The 16385-nt window shown below is 73.6% G+C and carries 19 protein-coding genes; 16 read left to right on the plus strand and 3 right to left on the minus strand.

What is annotated here, in order from left to right:
* The first annotated feature begins 26 nt into the window (after positions 1-26).
* From ACQEVB_RS16045 to ACQEVB_RS16100, 12 genes are all read left to right on the plus strand, one after another.
* A complete protein-coding gene (locus ACQEVB_RS16045; protein WP_432971343.1) occupies positions 27-1073 on the plus strand; it encodes an ABC transporter permease in 1047 nt (348 codons plus the stop codon).
* A 1-nt stretch (position 1074) separates the two neighbouring features.
* The gene (locus ACQEVB_RS16050) at positions 1075-1941 is read left to right on the plus strand and encodes an ATP-binding cassette domain-containing protein (RefSeq protein WP_432971346.1); all 867 of its coding nucleotides are present in this window, start codon (positions 1075-1077) and stop codon (positions 1939-1941) included.
* On the plus strand, positions 1938-2930 hold the full coding sequence (locus tag ACQEVB_RS16055) for a Gfo/Idh/MocA family oxidoreductase (RefSeq protein WP_432971349.1): 993 nt from the start codon (positions 1938-1940) through the stop codon (positions 2928-2930). The genes ACQEVB_RS16050 and ACQEVB_RS16055 overlap by 4 nt, the downstream gene beginning before the upstream one ends.
* A gap of 55 nt (positions 2931-2985) precedes the next feature.
* Positions 2986-3840 (plus strand): sugar phosphate isomerase/epimerase family protein, encoded by an 855-nt coding sequence (locus tag ACQEVB_RS16060; RefSeq protein ID WP_432971352.1) that lies wholly within the window; start codon positions 2986-2988, stop codon positions 3838-3840.
* Positions 3837-4811: a Gfo/Idh/MocA family protein gene (locus ACQEVB_RS16065; RefSeq protein WP_432971355.1), complete on the plus strand. Its 975-nt coding sequence runs from the start codon at positions 3837-3839 to the stop codon at positions 4809-4811. Before ACQEVB_RS16060 ends, ACQEVB_RS16065 begins: the two co-directional genes overlap by 4 nt.
* A gap of 104 nt (positions 4812-4915) precedes the next feature.
* Complete coding sequence (locus ACQEVB_RS16070) at positions 4916-6040, plus strand: phytanoyl-CoA dioxygenase family protein (protein WP_432971358.1); 1125 nt, start codon at positions 4916-4918, stop codon at positions 6038-6040.
* A complete protein-coding gene (locus ACQEVB_RS16075) occupies positions 6037-6798 on the plus strand; it encodes an SDR family oxidoreductase (RefSeq protein WP_432971361.1) in 762 nt (253 codons plus the stop codon). The genes ACQEVB_RS16070 and ACQEVB_RS16075 overlap by 4 nt, the downstream gene beginning before the upstream one ends.
* 1 nt (position 6799) lies before the next feature.
* The gene (locus ACQEVB_RS16080; protein WP_432971364.1) at positions 6800-7816 is read left to right on the plus strand and encodes a Gfo/Idh/MocA family protein; all 1017 of its coding nucleotides are present in this window, start codon (positions 6800-6802) and stop codon (positions 7814-7816) included.
* 49 nt (positions 7817-7865) lie between these two features.
* The gene (locus ACQEVB_RS16085) at positions 7866-8312 is read left to right on the plus strand and encodes an Lrp/AsnC family transcriptional regulator (protein ID WP_432971367.1); all 447 of its coding nucleotides are present in this window, start codon (positions 7866-7868) and stop codon (positions 8310-8312) included.
* A 22-nt stretch (positions 8313-8334) separates the two neighbouring features.
* Complete coding sequence (locus tag ACQEVB_RS16090) at positions 8335-8616, plus strand: Rieske (2Fe-2S) protein (RefSeq protein WP_432971370.1); 282 nt, start codon at positions 8335-8337, stop codon at positions 8614-8616.
* A gap of 22 nt (positions 8617-8638) precedes the next feature.
* The gene (locus tag ACQEVB_RS16095; RefSeq protein ID WP_432971373.1) at positions 8639-9442 is read left to right on the plus strand and encodes a pentapeptide repeat-containing protein; all 804 of its coding nucleotides are present in this window, start codon (positions 8639-8641) and stop codon (positions 9440-9442) included.
* Positions 9443-9578: 136 nt separating this feature from the next.
* Positions 9579-10769 carry a hypothetical protein gene (locus tag ACQEVB_RS16100; protein WP_432971376.1) on the plus strand — a complete coding sequence of 397 codons (1191 nt, stop codon included), beginning with the start codon at positions 9579-9581 and terminating at the stop codon, positions 10767-10769.
* Here ACQEVB_RS16100 and ACQEVB_RS16105 read toward each other — a convergent pair.
* Positions 10714-11070 carry a nuclear transport factor 2 family protein gene (locus tag ACQEVB_RS16105; protein WP_432971379.1) on the minus strand — a complete coding sequence of 119 codons (357 nt, stop codon included), beginning with the start codon at positions 11068-11070 and terminating at the stop codon, positions 10714-10716. The genes ACQEVB_RS16100 and ACQEVB_RS16105 overlap by 56 nt on opposite strands.
* Before the next feature lie 55 nt (positions 11071-11125).
* Here ACQEVB_RS16105 and ACQEVB_RS16110 point away from each other — a divergent pair, with 55 nt between their 5' ends.
* Positions 11126-12088, plus strand: coding sequence for an RNA polymerase subunit sigma-70 (locus tag ACQEVB_RS16110; protein WP_432971382.1), 963 nt, complete (start codon positions 11126-11128; stop codon positions 12086-12088).
* Here ACQEVB_RS16110 and ACQEVB_RS16115 read toward each other — a convergent pair.
* Positions 12025-13230 (minus strand): Ig-like domain-containing protein, encoded by a 1206-nt coding sequence (locus ACQEVB_RS16115; RefSeq protein ID WP_432971385.1) that lies wholly within the window; start codon positions 13228-13230, stop codon positions 12025-12027. The genes ACQEVB_RS16110 and ACQEVB_RS16115 overlap by 64 nt on opposite strands.
* Positions 13231-13424: 194 nt before the next feature.
* Here ACQEVB_RS16115 and ACQEVB_RS16120 point away from each other — a divergent pair, with 194 nt between their 5' ends.
* Genes ACQEVB_RS16120 through bla form a run of 3 tightly spaced genes read left to right on the plus strand, consistent with a single transcriptional unit; the run spans position 13425 to position 15168 of the window.
* Entirely contained in the window at positions 13425-13997 is a 573-nt protein-coding gene (locus ACQEVB_RS16120) for a hypothetical protein (RefSeq protein ID WP_432971388.1), read from the plus strand.
* Entirely contained in the window at positions 13994-14269 is a 276-nt protein-coding gene (locus ACQEVB_RS16125; RefSeq protein WP_432971391.1) for a hypothetical protein, read from the plus strand. Before ACQEVB_RS16120 ends, ACQEVB_RS16125 begins: the two co-directional genes overlap by 4 nt.
* Positions 14270-14280: 11 nt before the next feature.
* Complete coding sequence (gene bla / locus ACQEVB_RS16130) at positions 14281-15168, plus strand: class A beta-lactamase (protein ID WP_432971394.1); 888 nt, start codon at positions 14281-14283, stop codon at positions 15166-15168.
* Here bla and ACQEVB_RS16135 read toward each other — a convergent pair.
* A complete protein-coding gene (locus ACQEVB_RS16135) occupies positions 15131-16357 on the minus strand; it encodes an MFS transporter (RefSeq protein WP_432971397.1) in 1227 nt (408 codons plus the stop codon). The genes bla and ACQEVB_RS16135 overlap by 38 nt on opposite strands.
* Positions 16358-16385 lie beyond the last annotated feature (28 nt).

Here is a 16385-nt window from a genome sequence, read left to right on the forward strand (position 1 = left end):
TCCCCGTCCGGTCCGGGGAGGACCTCATGACCACAACCTTGACCCCACCGTCCGCCGACGAGCGCGTCGCCCAGGTCGGCATCGTCCGGCGGCTCGTGCTGCGTCCCGAGATCGGGTCGCTGATCGGCGCCGTCGTGCTCTTCGTCGTGTTCGCCGTCGCGTCGTCGAACTTCTACTCCCTCGCCGGCATCTCCAACTGGCTCGACCCGGCGTCACTGTTCGGGATCATGGCCGTCGCGGTGGCCCTGCTGATGATCGGCGGGCACTTCGACCTCTCGGCCGGCGTGCTCACCGGCACCTCGGGCCTGGCCACCGCCGTCATGACCACGCAGTGGGGCCTGAACATCTGGGTCGCGCTGCTGGTGTCGCTGGCGCTCTGCCTCGGCGTCGGCTTCGTCAACGGCTACCTGGTGACGCGCACCGGGTTGCCCAGCTTCATCATCACCCTCGCCACGTTCCTGATGCTGCAGGGCCTCAACCTGGCCGTGACGAAGCTGATCACGGGCACGGTGTCGGTCGGCGGCATGGCGACCGTGCCGTTCTACGACACGGTGCGGCCGATCTTCGCCGCCAAGATCAACATTTTCGGCGTCGACTTCAAGATCCAGATCCTGTGGTGGATCGTCGTCACCGCGATCGGGGCCTGGGTGCTCACCCGCACCCGGTTCGGCAACTGGACCTTCGCCACCGGCGGCGACCCGGTGGCCAGCCGCAACGTCGGCGTGCCGGCCAAGCGCACCACGATCACGCTGTTCATGACGGTCGGCGCGTTCGCCTGGCTCGTCGGCTCGCTGAAGCTCATCGAGCAGACGTCGGTGCAGACCAGCCAGGGCTTCGGCGAGGAGCTGATCTACATCGTCGCCGCGGTGATCGGCGGCTGCCTGCTCACCGGCGGCTACGGGTCGGTCATCGGCGCCTCGATCGGCGCGCTGATCTTCGGCATGACCAACCAGGGCATCGTCTACGCCGGCCTGGACAGCGACTGGTTCAAGTTCTTCCTCGGCGCGATGCTCCTGCTGGCCGTGCTCGCCAACCAGGTCGTCCGCCGCTACGCCTCGCAGACGAGGAGATGAGATGGCGCCGCTCCTGGAGATCGAGTCGGTCTCCAAGTTCTTCGGCAGCGTGATCGCGCTGCAGGACATCAGCACGAAGGTCGAGGCCGCCGCCGTCACGTGCGTGCTCGGCGACAACGGCGCCGGCAAGTCCACCCTGATCAAGATCTTCGCCGGGGTGCACCAGCACGACGCCGGAGAGTTCCGGGTGGAGGGCGAGCCCGTCCGGCTCGCCTCGCCGCGCGACGCGCTCGACCGCGGCATCGCCACCGTCTACCAGGACCTCGCCGTCGTGCAGCTCATGCCGGTGTGGCGCAACTTCTTCCTGGGCTCGGAGATCCGCAAGGGCAAGGGGCCGTTCGCGCGGCTCGACGCCGACGCCATGCGGAAGACGGCGAAGGCCGAGCTGCTCGACATGGGCATCGACCTGCGCGACGTCGACCAGCCGATCGGCACCCTGTCCGGCGGCGAGCGGCAGTGCGTGGCGATCGCCCGCGCCGTCCACTTCGGGGCGAAGGTGCTCATCCTCGACGAGCCGACGGCGGCGCTGGGCGTCAAGCAGGCGGGCGTGGTGCTGAAGTACGTGCTGCAGGCCAAGGAGCGTGGCCTCGGCGTCATCTTCATCACCCACAACCCGCACCACGCCTATCCCGTCGGCGACCGGTTCATGCTGCTCAAGCGCGGCCGCAGCCTCGGTGACTTCGCCAAGGGCGAGATCACCCGGGACGAGCTGACCGCGCTGATGGCCGGCGGTGCCGAGCTGGAGGCGCTCAGCCACGAACTCGAGCGCGGCGGGGGCGCGGCGGCCGAGGCCGCGCACGAGCTGGAGGCCGTGGGCGCCCAGCTCGGCGCGACCGCAGCAGCGGAGAACCTGGGGCTCGACACGTGACGGTGGGGATCGGGCTGGCCGGGCTCGGCCGGATCGGCCGCGTGCACGCGCGCAACCTGCGGGGCCGGTGCGCCGAGGCGCACCTGGCCTGCGTGTACGACGCGGACACCGCGGCCGCCCAGGAGGTGGCCGCGGCGTTCGAGGTGCCGTGGGTGGCGACGTTCGCGGAGCTGCTCGACCGCTGTGCCGCCGTCGCGATCGCGTCGCCGACGGCCACGCACGCGCCGCTGACGATCGAGGCGGCGGCCGCCGGCGTCCCGGTGTTCTGCGAGAAGCCGCTCTCGCTCGACCGGGACGCGGCGCTCGCCGCCGTCGAGGCGTGCGAGCAGGCGGGGGTGGCCCTGCAGGTGGGGTTCCACCGCCGGTTCGATCCCGACTGGGTCGCCGCCGCCGAGCGGATCGCGGCCGGTGAGCTGGGGCAGGTGCAGCTGTTCCGCACCTCGCTGCGCGACATGGACCCGCCGAACCCGGCGTTCCTCGCCCACTCCGGCGGCTTCTTCGCCGACGTCACCGTGCACGACCTCGACGTCGCGCGCTGGCTGTGCGGCGAGGTCGCCGAGGTGTCCGCGCACGGCGCCGCGGCCGATCCCGCGTTCGCCGCCAACGACGACATCGACACCGCCGTCGTCGTGCTGCGGTTCGCGTCCGGCGCGCTCGGCGTGATCGACAACTCCCGGTCGGCGCGGTACGGCTACGAGTGCTCCACCGAGGTCATGGGCACGCTCGCCACGGCACGGATCGACAACCCGCATCCGCGCGGGCTGGAGTGGCGCACGCCCGGCGCGGCGACCCGCGGGTTCGCCCGCGACTTCGAGGAGCGCTACCCGTTCGCGTACGCGGCCGAGCTGGACGCGTTCGCCCGCTGCGTGCGCGACGGCAGCCCACCCCGCGTCACCGGCCGCGACGCGATCGCGGCGTCCGACCTGGCCACCGCCGCGACCGAGTCGTGGCGGAGCGGCCGAACCGTCTCGTTGGAGGTACCCGTATGAGCACCGAAGGTGTTCCCCGAAGGGGCTGCGCCGAAGGCGCCCGAAAGGACACAGCATGAGTCAGATCGCCGGCGCACCCATCTCGTGGGGGGTGTGCGAAGTGCCGGGCTGGGGCTACCAGCTCAGCCCGGAACGGGTGCTCGCGGAGATGCAGGAGGTCGGGCTGGCCGCCACCGAGTGGGGGCCGGACGGGTTCCTGCCAGCCGACCCGCGCGCCGTGCTGGCCGAGCACCACCTGCAGGCCATCGGCGGGTTCGTGCCCGTCCAGTTGCACCGGGCCGACCACGACCCGGCGCCGGAGGTCGAGAAGGTCCTCGCCGGGTACGCGGCCACCGGCTCCGACGTGCTCGTGCTCTCCGCGGACACCGGCCTGACCGGCTACGACGCCCGTCCCGAGCTGGACGACACCGGCTGGCGCACGCTGCTCGGGAACCTCGACCGGCTCGCCGCGCTGGCCACCGAGCACGGCGTGCGGGCGGTCCTGCACCCGCACGTCGGCACGATGGTGGAGAACACGTCCGACGTGCAGAAGGTCCTGGAAGGCTCGTCGATCGCGCTGTGCCTCGACACCGGCCACCTGCTCATCGGCGGCACCGACCCCGCCGAGCTGACCCGCCAGGTGCCGGACCGGATCGCGCACACGCACGTCAAGGACGTCGACCTCGGGCTCGCCAGGCAGGTGCAGTCGGGGCGGCGCACGTACACCGAGGCCGTCCGGGAGGGCATGTACCGGCCCGTCGGGCAGGGCGACGTCGACTTCGCCGCGATCGTCGGGCACCTGCGCGGCCGCGACTACACCGGCTGGTACGTGCTGGAGCAGGACACGATCCTCACCGAGGAGCCGCAGGGTGAGGGCCCGCTGACCGACGTGCGGACGAGCGTCGAGGCACTGCAGGAGCTGCTCGCATGAGGATCGGCATCCTGGGCGCCGCCCGCATCGCCGAGCGGGCGATCGTCGACCCGGCGCGGGCGATCGGGGCGCGGATCGTCGCCGTCGCCGCGCGGGACCCGGAACGGGCCAAGGCGTACGCGGCCCAGCACGGCATCGAGAAGGCGCACGCGACCTACGACGACGTGCTCGCCGATCCCGAGGTCGACCTCGTCTACAACCCGCTGGCCAACAGCCTGCACGGGCCGTGGAACCTGCGCGCGATCGCGGCCGGCAAGCACGTCCTGTCGGAGAAGCCGTTCGCCAGCAACGCCGCCGAGGCGCGGGCGGTGGCCGAGGTCGCGCGGGCCTCGGGGCTGACGGTCGTGGAGGCGTTCCACCACGTCCACCACCCGGTGGTGCGGCGGCTGCGCGCGTTGCTGGACTCCGGCGAGCTGGGCGAGCTGCGCCGCATCGAGTCCTACTTCCGGGTGCCCGCCCCGCCGGACACCGATCCGCGCTGGCAGCTGGAGCTCGCCGGCGGCGCGCTCATGGACCTCGGCTGCTACACGCTGCACCTGCAGCGCTGGCTCGGCTCGTCGCCGCGGGTCGTCACGGCGCGGGCCGGGGAGCGGGCCGGTCACCCGGGAGTCGACGAGTGGCTGGAAGCCGATCTGGAGCACGCCGACGGCGTCACCGGGATCGCGCACTGCCACATGGCCGCACCGACCCTGGTGGCCACCTGTCGGCTGGTCGGCACCCGCGGGGAGGCGGTCGCGCACAACGCGGTGCTGCCGCACCTCGACGACCGCGTGACGATCACCGTCGACGGTGAGGAGCGGACCGAGCACCTCGGCACCCGCACCACGTACACGTACCAGCTGGAGGCGCTGGTCGCGCACCTGCGCGGCGAGCACCCCTTCCCGCTGGACCTGGACGACGCGGTGGAACAGGCGGAGCTGCTGGACGCGGCCTACACGGCGGCGGGAATGTCCCCGCGGCCGACGCACTGAGGTGCCCCCGGCTTTGTCGAGAACGAACTTGTGGTGATCAACAGGCCCTTTTGATCACCGCAACGTCGTTCTCGACGGGGTTGCTGCACCGAACGGAGGTACCGATGCCGGTCACCGACCAGCACCTCACCGAGGACGCGTGCCGGGTGGACGACCTGATCGCCGTCCTCGACGAGCGCACGACCCCCGCCGACTTCCCGCTGGCCGCGGGCGTCGAGCAGGAGGTCCTCGTCTACGAGGCGGGCGCGCTGCTCGCCGCTGATCCCGCGGCGACCCGCGCCGAGCTCGTCCGCGCGTTCGCCGACGGGCCCGGCGTGGTCGTGCTGCGCGGCGCCTACCCCGACACCGCGGTGGTCGACCGGGCGACCGCCGTCTTCGAGGAGATCATCGCTGACGAGGGCGGGAGCGGAGCCGACCACTTCGCGGCCGCCGGCGCCAACGACCGCGTCTGGAACGCGCTCGAGAAGCTCGCGGTGCGGGCGCCCGAGGTGTTCGTCGACTACTACGCGAACCCCGCGATCGCCCTCGCCGCGGACGCCTGGCTCGGCCCCGGCTACCAGGTGACCTCGCAGGTCAACGTCGTGCGGCCGGGCGGGCAGGCCCAGGTCGGCCATCGCGACTACCACCTCGGCTTCCTGCCGAGCGCGGTGATCGAGCGGTTCCCGCCGCACGTCCACCGGCTCTCGCCCGTGCTCACGCTGCAGGGTGCGGTCGCGCACACCGACATGCCCGTCGAGACGGGGCCGACGCTCTACCTGCCGCACTCGCAGAAGTACCTGCCCGGCTACCTGGCCATGAACCGGACCGACTTCCGGCAGCTGTTCGTCGAGCGGCACGTCCAGCTGCCGCTGGCGAAGGGTGACGCGGCGTTCTTCAACCCCGCCGTCGTCCACGGCGCCGGCACCAACACCACCGCCGACCAGCGCCGGATCGCGAACCTCCTGCAGGTCTCCTCCGCGTTCGGCCGGGCCATGGAGAGCGTCGACCGCGAGCGCGTGTGCGCCGCGATCTACCCGGCACTGGCCGCGCACCCCGATCCGCAGCACGCCATCGCCGCGGCCGCCGAGGGCTACGCGTTCCCGACGAACCTCGACCGCGATCCGCCCGTCGACGGGCTGGCCCCGCCCACGCAGGCCGACGTCGTCCGGCGGGCGCTGGCGCAGCGGTGGCCGCCCGAGATGTTCCGGTCGCGGCTCGCCGCCCATTCTGCACGGAGGAGGACATCGTGAGCTTGTTGGCCGACAAGGTGGTGCTGGTCAGCGGCGGCACCCAGGGCGTCGGCGCCGGGGTGGCCCGGGCTGCCGTCCGCGAGGGTGCCCAGGTGGTGATCACGGGCCGGCGCGCCGAGCTGGGGGAGCAGGTCGCCGCCGACATGGGCGCACGGTTCGTGCAGGCCGACGTCGCCGACGTCGCGTCCGCGCAGGCGTCGGTGGCAGCGACGGTGGCTGAGTTCGGCCGCGTCGACGCGCTGGTGAACTCGGCAGGCCTGGTCGACCGCGGCACGCTCCTCGACACGACGCCCGAGCTGTTCGACCGGCACGTCGCCATCAACCTGCGCGGCCCGTTCTTCCTCATGCAGGCGGCCGTGCAGGACATGCTGCGCCGCGGCGCGCCGGGGTCGATCGTCAACGTCATCTCGTCGGCCGAGCACGGCGGGCCGCCGCACCTCGCGCCCTACGTCGCGGCGAAGGCGGGCCTGGCCGGGCTGACGCGCAACGCGGCGCACGCGCACCGCTTCGACCGCATCCGCATCAACGGCCTCGACATCGGCTGGACCGAGACCGAGGGCGAGGAGGTGATCCAGCGGACCGCGCACGGCGCGCAGGACGGTTGGGTCGCCGAGGCGGCGAAGCAGCTGCCCATGGGCAAGCTCGCGCAGGTCGACGAGATCGCGGACTTCGTGGTCTTCCTGCTGAGCGACCGCAGCGGGGTCGTCACCGGCTCCGTCATCGACTGGGACCAGAACGTGTTCGGAGGGCTGGACTGACATGCGCATCGGACTGATCGGGCTGGGACGGATCGGCGCGTTCCACGCCGAGACGCTCGCGGCTCTCGACACCGTCGACTCACTCGTCGTCACCGACGCGCTGCCCGAGGTGACCGCACGCGTCGCCGCGCAGGTGGGAGCCGAGGCCGTCGACACGCCGGCGGAGCTGCTCGCCTCCGGCGTGGACGGGGTGTTGATCGCCGCCCCGACCGGGCTGCACGCCGAGCTGACGCTGGCCGCGGTCGCCGCCGGCATCCCGACGTTCTGCGAGAAGCCGCTGGCCGCGACCCCGGCCGAGGCGGAGCGGGTGGCTGCCGCGGTCGCGGCGGCGGGCGTGCCGGTGCACGTCGGGTTCCCGCGCCGGTTCGACCCGGCGTTCCTGGCTGCGCGGGCCGCCGTCGAGGCGGGGGAGCTGGGGCGGCTGCGCACCGTCCGGTCGACCACCCTCGACCCCGCGCCCCCGCCGGCTGCGTACATCGCCGGGTCCGGCGGGATCTTCCACGACTGCGCCGTGCACGACTTCGACGCCGTCCGCTGGGTGACCGGTCGCGAGGTCGTCGAGGTCTACGCCACTGGCTCCAACGGCGGAGCGGCCTTCTTCGCCGAGGCGAACGACGTCGACACGGCCGCCACCGTGCTGACCTTCGACGACGGCACCCTCGGGCTCGTCTCCAACACCCGCTACAACGGCCGCGGCTACGACGTGCGGCTGGAGGTGCACGGCGTCGCCGACAGCGTGGCCGCCGGGCTCGACGACGGGCTGCCGCTGCGCAACACCCACCCCGGCGCGACGTTCCCGGCCGGGCCGCCCCACACGTTCTTCATCGACCGGCTCGCCGCGGCGTTCCGGGCCGAGCTGGCGGCGTTCGTCGAGGTCGTCGCAGGTCGGGCACCGGTCCCGTGCACCGTCGACGACGCGGTGGCGGTCGCGTGGATCGCGGAGGCGGCGACCCGCTCGCTGCACTCGGGCCGGCCGGTGCGGATCGCCGAGATCCGCGAAGCGGCGGCCGTCGGGTAGACGAGATGTCACAATCCGTCCCGATCGCGAGACGTTCGGGAGGGATTCGATGGACGCTCTGGACGACATCGACCGGCGCATCCTCGCCCACCTGCAGGCCGACGGGCGGCTGTCCGTGCGCGCACTCGCCGAGCAGGTGCGCATCTCCCGCGCCAACGCCTACGTGCGGCTCGAACGGCTCCGCGAGACCGGGGTGATCACCGGCTTCACCGCGGTCGTCGACCCGGCGCGCGCCGGCATGGGCACGTCGGCGTACGTGACGCTGTCGGTGCGGCAGAGCAGCTGGCGTGAGCTGCGGGAACGGCTGCGCGGCATCCCCGAGGTGCGGCACATGGCGCTCGTCGGCGGCGAGTTCGACGTCATCCTGCTCGTGCGCGCCGCCGACAACGACGCCCTGCGCCGCGTCGTGCTGGAACAGCTGCAGGCCCTGCCCGACGTGCACTCCACCCGCACGTCGCTGATCTTCGAGGACCTGGAGAACGTGGCGCGGCCGTGACCGGCGCCGCATACTCCGCGACGTGCGCGCGGAGGTGGCGGCCGGCTCGGTGCCCGTCGGCGGCGGGGTGATCGTCGACGGGGTGGTGGTGACGCAGCCCGTCGCCGGCACGTTCGCCGCCTTCGACGCCACCTGCCCGCACCGGGGCTGCACGGTCCGCGCGGTCGCCGCCGGCACGATCAACTGCTTCTGCCACGGCAGCCGCTTCCGCGTCACGGACGGTTCGGTGGCCGGCGGCCCGGCCCGGTCCCCGCTGGTGCGGCTGGCGGTCGAGGTGGCGGGGGACACGCTCAGGATCGGGTGACGGGCCGGGATACCGTCGGACCGTGGCTGATCTCCGCGCCGACTGCTCCGCCTGTGCGGGGTTGTGCTGCGTGGTGCCGGCCTTCACGGCCTCGGCGGACTTCGCGATCACCAAGCCGGCGCGCACGCCGTGCCCGAACCTGCAGGACGACCACCGCTGCGGCGTGCACTCCCAGCTGCGTGACCTGGGCTTCCCCGGTTGCACGGTGTACGACTGCTTCGGCGCGGGACAGCGGCTGGTGCAGGAGACGTTCGGGGGGCGCAGCTGGCGGGCGGGTCCCGAGGTGGCGGGGCCGATGTTCGCCGTGTACGAGACGATGCGGCTGCTGCACGAGCTGCTCTGGTACCTGCAGGACGCGCTCGCCCGCCCGGAGGCCGCCGGCCTGCACGCGGAGCTGGCGCAGCTGCAGGAGGAGACGGAGGTGTTGGCCGCGGGCGGCGCCGACGCGCTGCGCGAGGTGGACGCGCCGGCCCAGCGGGACCGGGTCAACGCGGTGCTGCGCGAGGTGGGGGAGCGGGTGCGGGCGGCAGCGCCCGGTCCGCGGAAGCGGTTCGACCGGCGCGGCGCCGACCTCGCCGGGGCCGACCTGCGCCGCCGTGACCTGCGCGGTGCGTCGCTGCGCGGGGCGTTGCTCGTCGGGGCGGACCTGCGCGGCACCGATCTCACCGGCGCGGACGTGATCGGCGCCGACCTGCGGGCCGCCGACGTGCGCGGGGCCAACCTCCGAGGCGCGTTGTTCCTCACCCAGTTCCAGGTGAACGCGGCCCGCGGGGACGCGGCGACGACACTGCCCGTCACGCTGGATCGCCCACCGCACTGGCGCTGATCCCTCGCCCGGGCGGTCAGCAGGCGCAGGGCTACTGTCGGTGGGCCGGCAGGTGTCACTCGACCAGCGCAGTCGAGCGGGGTCTAGCGTCGGAGCGGCTCGGGGATGTCCGCCACAACCGAATCCGAGGTCGCCGATGACCCGATTGGTCCTGCTGCTCCCGAACGACGGCTGCCTGACGATCGCGCGGGCCGTCGGCCGCCGCGGCGTCGAGGTGCTCGCGCTCACCACCGACGAGTACGCCTACGTCCTGCGGAGCCGGTACGTGACGGGCGGCCGGGTGATGCCGGACATCCGCCGCCACCCGCAGGCCTGGGTGGCCCAGCTGAACGCGTCCGGGCCGGCGGTGCTGATCAGCGGCTCCGACGCGGCCACCGAGTGGCTGGTGGCCCACCGCGCCGAGCTCGACCCGGAGCTGATCAGCTTCGAGACCGCGGACGGGCTGCACACCGAGCTGATGGACAAGCAGCGGCTCTACGAGATCGCGGCCGCGGCCGGCGTCCGCGCCCCGTGGATGCACCACGCCGGCACCCGCGCCGAGCTGGACGAGCTGCTGCCCGGCCTGACCTACCCGTGCGTGCTGAAGCCGACGCTGGGCCACGTCGCGAAGGACCTGGTCGGTGTCGGCACGCTGCGCATGGATTCGCCCGCGGACGTCGTCGAGCACGCCGGCCGGCTGCTCGACCTCGGGGTCCCGGTGCTGCTCACCGAGCTGGTGCCCGGTCCGGAGACGCTGCTCGAAGGCGCGGTCGCCGTGCGCGCGGCCGACGGCAGCTACCCGCTGGAGTACGGCCGCCGCAAGATCCGCCAGTGGCCGCTCGACTACGGCGTCGGCTGCCTGATGGAGGCCGCCGACGTCGCCGAGACCCGCGAGATGAACCGGAAGCTGCTCGACATCACCGGCTACGTCGGCGTCGCCGCGTGCGAGACGAAGCGGCACGCCGAGACCGGCGACCTCTACCTCATCGAGATCAACGTGCGGGTGCCCGGCGCGTTCGGGCTGGCCCAGGCCTGCGGCGTGGACGGTCCGTGGCGGCTCTACGCCACCCTCGCCGGCCTGTCGCTGGGGCCGCAGCCGCCGCAGATCGACGGCCGCAAGATGATGCTGCCCCAGAAGGAGGCCGCGGCGCTCGTGCAGCGGCTGCGCGCGCACGACGTCACGCCGTGGCAGGTGCTGCGCAGCTGGCGCGGCACCCGCGACTTCGGCGCGTTCGCCCCGGACGACCCGCTGCCGGCGCTCGCCCTGCTGCGGAGGCTGTCCGCGAAGCGGCTCAGCGGGCGGCAGCCCGCGCCGCCTCGAACGGCACCCGGTCGAACACGATCCTGACGTGCGTGATCCGCCCGTCGGTCACCGTGTGGTGCTCGGCGCCGGGCGCGTGCGGCACGGGCCGGGTGGCCGTGTCGTAGAAGAGCACCGAGGTGGTGTCGTCGCCGAACGCGCCGTGCAGGTGCGAGCCGGTGAGGAGCCGGCTGAACGGCTCGATGAACGCGCGGAACTCCGCGATCCCGGTGATCCGGCCGGCGGGGGCGTCGCACACCACGTCCGGCGCGACGTGCTGCAGTGCGGTGTCGATGTCGCCTGCCATCCAGGCGCGGTGGAACGCGAGCGAGGTCTCCAGAGCTGTCATGCAGGTACGGACACCGCGCAGCCCGCGAACGGAACGCTCGTGCCACGATCCGGTCATGACGACCGCGCTGGAGCGCGCCCGCTCCGGTGACGAGCGGGCGTTCGGCGAGCTCGTGGAGCCGCACCGCCGCGAGCTGCTCGTGCACTGCTACCGGCTGCTCGGCTCCCACACCGACGCCGAGGACGTGCTGCAGGAGACGCTGCTCGCGGCCTGGCGCGGGCTGGCCGGGTACGAGGAGCGCGCCGGGCTGCGCACCTGGCTCTACCGCATCGCGACCCACCGCTGCCTGAACGCGCGCCGCGACGCGAGCCGGCGGCCCGTCGAGCCCGTGCCGCCGTTCCCGCCGCCCGAGCCCACGCGCCGCAGCGAGGTGACCTGGCTGCAGCCGTGGCCGGAGCCGGCAGTCGAGGCCGTCGAGTCGGTGGAGCTGGCGTTCGTCACCGCCCTCGCCCACTTGCCCCCGCGGCAGGCGGCGGCCCTCGTGCTGCGTGACGTGCTCGACTTCTCGACGGCGGAGGTCGCGGCGCTGCTCGACACCACCCCGACCGTGGTGAAGGGCCTGCTGCAACGCGCCCGCGGCGGGGTCCGCGACCAGCCGCGGCCCGCCGCCGCCGTGGAGCGCGACCTCGCCGCCCGCTTCGCCGCCGCGTACGTGGCCGGTGACGTCGCCGGGGTGGTCGCGCTCCTCACCGACGACGCGTGGCTCGCGATGCCGCCGGCCCCGCACGAGTACGGCGGCCGCGCGGCGATCGCCGCGTTCCTCGCCCCCTCGTTCGTCAGCCGGGACCGGGAGGTCGAGCTCGTCCCCACCTCGGCGGCGGGCGGTCCCGCCTTCGGCGTCTACGGCGGCGGCCGGGCGGCCGCGCTGATCGTGCTGACCTGCAGAGAGGACCGGATCGCGGCCGTGACGCGCTTCCACCTGCCGGAGCTGTTCGCCCGGTTCGGGCTCCCGGATCAGTTGCGCGGCGCCAGCGCCGACATCGCGCGCCAGTCCTCCCACGGGATCGCCCAGTCGTAGACGTCGCCGTCGACCTTCGACAGCGGCACCGACGAGCTGGTGACCTCCACCGGGTCCCCGTACAGCGCGGTGTCGAAGTACGCCTTCGCGTTGGCGGTGGTCAGGTTGATGCAGCCGTGGGTGACGTTCTTCTTGCCCTGCGCGTACGTCGACGCCGGGTTGGCGTGGATGAACTCGCCGTTGTCGGAGATCCGCACGGCCCAGTGCATCTCGACGTTCTCGTAGTCGAACGTCGGGTTGGTCATGAAGACCGTCTGCGACTTGCTCGTGACGACGTGCACGCCGTTGCGGGTGACCCGGCGCGGGTCGCTCTCCAACCCGTAGCTGGCCGGGATGTCGGTGACCACCTGGCCGTCGCGCACGACGATCATGCGGTGCGAGGTGATGTCGGCCTTGACGATCTGCGAGCGGCCGATCGTGAAGGAGCGGGTGAGGTCGTTCTTGCCGAACCCGACGTCACCGAGCCCGACCCCGTAGAGCGCGGCGTGCACGGTGACCTGCGTCTGCGCCGGCCAGTACTCCTTCGGCCGCCAGTGCACCCGCGAGCCGCGGCGCGTGTCGGGCAGCCACCCCCACGAGCCCTCGACCGGCACGCTGGTGGTGACCGACAGCGCGCGCTCGGCCGTGGCCTTGTCGGCCTCGCTGAGCACCTTGTCGAACCGCACCTCGATCGGCGCGGCCACACCGACCGTGGCGCCCTCGGCCATCGTCGGCGCCGAGGCCGTGACCAGCCGCTTCTTCGGATCGATGGTCCGGAACGTGCCCGTGATCGGGACACTGCCGCCGGGACCGGTCGCGGTGCCGGTGACCGTGTACGTGGTGGCGAAGGCGGGCCGCTCGGTGGCGGTCCAGGTGCGGCCGTCGGCGGCCAGCGCTCCGGCGAGCGGCTTGCCCCCGGCCGCGGTGACGGCGACGGACTGCAGCGTCGCGTCCGAGGCGGCGACGGTGACCCCGGCAGCCGGCGCGACGTCGGCCGCCCCGTCCACGGGCGAGACGACCACCACCGGGGCAGCGGCCACCGCCGCCGCACCGGTCCGCACGGGGGCACCGACCGCACCGGTCTGCGACGCCGTCAGCACCGCGGCCCCCACCAGCAGCACTGCACCCGCCCGCCACCAGCGGAGCGACCTGCGTCCAGTCACCCGATCCCCGTACGTCGTTCCGACGGCCCGCAGGCCACGACCGGTATCAGAGCAACCGGCGCCACCGGAGTCAACGATCCTCCGAGCGGGTCGGTCCGGCGTGTCGGGAACGCCGCAGATCATGCGAAAGGATGACCCGAGGATGGGCAGCTCGCCCGACGCTTCCGGCGCTCGATCCGACGAGCATCGCGGGCATGGCCCAGCTGATCCGCGACAACCCCATCGCCGCCGTCATCGTCCTGTGCGAGTTCGGGCTGTGGGCCCTGCTCGGGGCCGGGCTGGTGGCGCGCTACCTGCTGCGGATGCGCCGCCTCGGCGCGGTGCTCCTCGCCGCCATCCCCGTCACGGACGTGGTGCTCGTCGTCGCCGTGCTGCTGGACCTGCACCGCGGCGCCCCGGCCACCGCCATCCACGGCCTCGCCGGGATCTACCTGGGGTTCAGCGTGGCGTTCGGCCCGACGATGGTGCGCTGGGCCGACCGGCACTTCGCGCACCGGTTCGCCGGCGGCCCGAAGCCGCACAAGCCGGCCAAGGGGTCGACGGAGAAGTACCAGGCCGTCTGGCAGGAGTGGTACAAGGTCGTCACCGCGGCCGCGATCGCCTCGGTCACGCTGCTCGGCCTGATCTTCACCGTGGCCGGCCCCGAGCAGGAGGCCACGCTGTACTGGTGGATCGGCCGGGTGTGGCTGGTCGTCGGCATCTGGTTCCTGGCCGGGCCCGCCTTCGAGGACCGGCCCCGCGACGCGCCGCAACGGGTCACCCGATGACGTCCCGCCTCGTGCTCCTGCTGGCCGCGCTCGGCGCGGTCGCCGGCTGCAGCGGCCGGTCCCCGTCGGTGGAGCTGGCGTGCTGGGCCACCCAGCGGTGGATCGACGCGACCCCGGCCGAGCGGGCGGAGCTCTGGGACACCGTCGTGGAGCCGACGGTCGAGCGGCTCCCGACCCACCATCCGATCGCGCAGAGGATCCGCGAGGCGGCCGCAGCAGGCCCGGACGGGCTGGGCCCGCTCGTGGGGGAGCTGCAGCGCTACTGCGACTGATCGGCACTACGGTGGCCGGGGTGGATCGGCGGGCGCTGCTGACGGCGGCACTGACGGCGCCCGTGGCCTGCGCCGCGCCGCGACCGGCCGCTCCCGTCATCGACGTGAGCGCGCAGCTCGCGGCCCTGGAGCAGCGCTTCGCCACCCGGCTCGGCGTGCACGCGGTCGCCACCGGGGACGACCGCGAGCTGGGCCACCGTGCCGACGAGCGGTTCCCGCACTGCTCCACGTTCAAGGTGCTGGCCGCCGGTGCGGTGCTGGACCGCTACCCGATCGAGCACCTGGAGCAGCGCGTGCCGATCGCCGCGTCCGACGTCGTCAGCCACTCGCCGATCTCCGGCCGGCGGGTCGGCACCGGCATGACGATCCGCGAGGCCGCCGACGCGGCCATCCGCTACAGCGACAACACCGCCGGCAACCTCCTGCTGAAGCAGGTCGACGGGCCGGCCGGTGTGACCGCGTTCGTGCGCAGCCTCGGCGACGGCGTCACCCGGCTGGACCGCTGGGAGACGGAGCTCAACAGCGCGATCCCCGGCGACGAGCGCGACACGTCCACGCCGCGCGCGCTGGCGAGCGACTACCGCGAGCTGGTCCTCGGCACCCGCCTGGATGCCGCGAAGCGCGCGCTGCTGCGCGGCTGGCTGGTCGCCAACACCACCGGCGACCAGCGCATCCGCGCCGGCGTGCCGCAGGGGTGGCAGGTCGGGGACAAGACCGGCACCGGCGACCACGCGGCCGCCAACGACGTCGCCGTCCTGTGGCCGCCGAACGCCCCGCCGCTGGTGCTCGCGGTGCTCAGCGCCTCCGACCGATCCGCCGCGAAGCCGGACAACGCGCTGTTCGGCGAGGTCGCGCGGATCGTCACGTCTGCGCTGGGGCCAGCCTCCGGGGGAGGGTGAGCGCCACCGCCACGGTCGCCAGCGTGCCCGCCGCGCCGGCGACGACGAACGTGACCGGCGCGCCGACGGCGTCGAGCAGTAGCCCGCCACCCACGTAGGAGATCGCTGCGGCCACCCCGATCGCGCCGTACAGGTTGCCGAACACCCGGCCCAGCATCCCGTCGGGCACCAGCCGCTGCACCAGCGTGCTGGACGCCACGTCCATCGCGGCGATCCCCAGACCGCGCACCGTCTGCAGGGCGAACACGACCGCGACCGCCCAGGCCAGGCCGGTGAGCAGGTTCCCGATGCTGGACACCGCGAACCCGGCGACCAGCAGCACCGTCATCGACGCGGCGCGGGCCCCGCGGGCCAGCAGCGCGTACCCGACGAGCAGCCCGATGCCGACCCCGCCGAGCAGGAGCGCGACCGTCGACTCGCTCGCGCGCAGGTCGTCGGTGGCCAGCACGACCAGCGCGACGTCGTCGATCCCGTTGGCCGCGACGACGGCGCAGAACCCGAGCGTGATGATCCGCAGCGCCGGCCGCGCCCAGATGTAGCCGAGACCCTCCCGCGCCTCCGCGAGGAATCCCGTCGGCACGGCGTCCGGCCCCTTCTGCGGCGGCAGCGCCGGCAGCCGCGCGATCAGCAGCGCCGACACCGCGAACGACGCGGCGTCCACCAGCAGCACGCCCGGCACCCCCACGAACGGCAGCAGCGCCGCTGCCACCAGCGGGCCGAGCGCCTCGGCACCGTTCGTGCCGAAGCCCATGGTCGCGTTGGCCGTCTCCAGGTCGCGCGCGCCGACCAGCGCCGGCACCGCCGCCCGCGACGCCGGCTGGAAGACCTGGCCGGCCACCGCGCGCACGGCGACGAGCAGCAGCAACAGCGGCAACGGCGGCAACGTGAGCGCGATCGCCAGCAGCACCGCGCCCTGCACGAGCTCACAGGTGATCATGACGCGGCGGCGGTCGAAGCGGTCGCCGATCGCGCCGGCCAGCGGCGCGAACAGCGAGGGCACGAAGTCCCCGACCAGGAGCAGCGCGGCCACTGCGATCGCTTGCCCGCTCGTGGCCGCGACGTGCAGCATCAGCGCGACCAGGCTCAGCGAGTCGCCCACGAACGAGACGACGCGGGCCACGGTGAGCCGGCGTAGGGACGCGTTGCGGCGCAGCAGTACCAGCGCCCCGGGGGCGGACGTTCCGGACACGGGTCGTGAGTCTGCCCGGCGGTCGTGG

It is taken from the genome of Pseudonocardia sp. CA-107938 (assembly GCF_050936315.1).
GTDB lineage: Bacteria > Actinomycetota > Actinomycetes > Mycobacteriales > Pseudonocardiaceae > Pseudonocardia.

Bases quoted from the DNA above. Each gene is read 5' to 3' on its own strand.
- ACQEVB_RS16045 (WP_432971343.1), top strand. From the start codon at position 27: ATGACCACAACCTTGACCCCACCGTCCGCCGACGAGCGCGTCGCCCAG.
- ACQEVB_RS16050 (WP_432971346.1), top strand. From the start codon at position 1,075: ATGGCGCCGCTCCTGGAGATCGAGTCGGTCTCCAAGTTCTTCGGCAGC.
- ACQEVB_RS16060 (WP_432971352.1), top strand. From the start codon at position 2,986: ATGAGTCAGATCGCCGGCGCACCCATCTCGTGGGGGGTGTGCGAAGTG.
- ACQEVB_RS16065 (WP_432971355.1), top strand. From the start codon at position 3,837: ATGAGGATCGGCATCCTGGGCGCCGCCCGCATCGCCGAGCGGGCGATC.
- ACQEVB_RS16070 (WP_432971358.1), top strand. From the start codon at position 4,916: ATGCCGGTCACCGACCAGCACCTCACCGAGGACGCGTGCCGGGTGGAC.
- ACQEVB_RS16080 (WP_432971364.1), top strand. From the start codon at position 6,800: ATGCGCATCGGACTGATCGGGCTGGGACGGATCGGCGCGTTCCACGCC.
- ACQEVB_RS16085 (WP_432971367.1), top strand. From the start codon at position 7,866: ATGGACGCTCTGGACGACATCGACCGGCGCATCCTCGCCCACCTGCAG.
- ACQEVB_RS16100 (WP_432971376.1), top strand. From the start codon at position 9,579: ATGACCCGATTGGTCCTGCTGCTCCCGAACGACGGCTGCCTGACGATC.
- ACQEVB_RS16105 (WP_432971379.1), bottom strand. From the start codon at position 11,070: ATGACAGCTCTGGAGACCTCGCTCGCGTTCCACCGCGCCTGGATGGCA.
- ACQEVB_RS16110 (WP_432971382.1), top strand. From the start codon at position 11,126: ATGACGACCGCGCTGGAGCGCGCCCGCTCCGGTGACGAGCGGGCGTTC.
- ACQEVB_RS16120 (WP_432971388.1), top strand. From the start codon at position 13,425: ATGGCCCAGCTGATCCGCGACAACCCCATCGCCGCCGTCATCGTCCTG.
- ACQEVB_RS16125 (WP_432971391.1), top strand. From the start codon at position 13,994: ATGACGTCCCGCCTCGTGCTCCTGCTGGCCGCGCTCGGCGCGGTCGCC.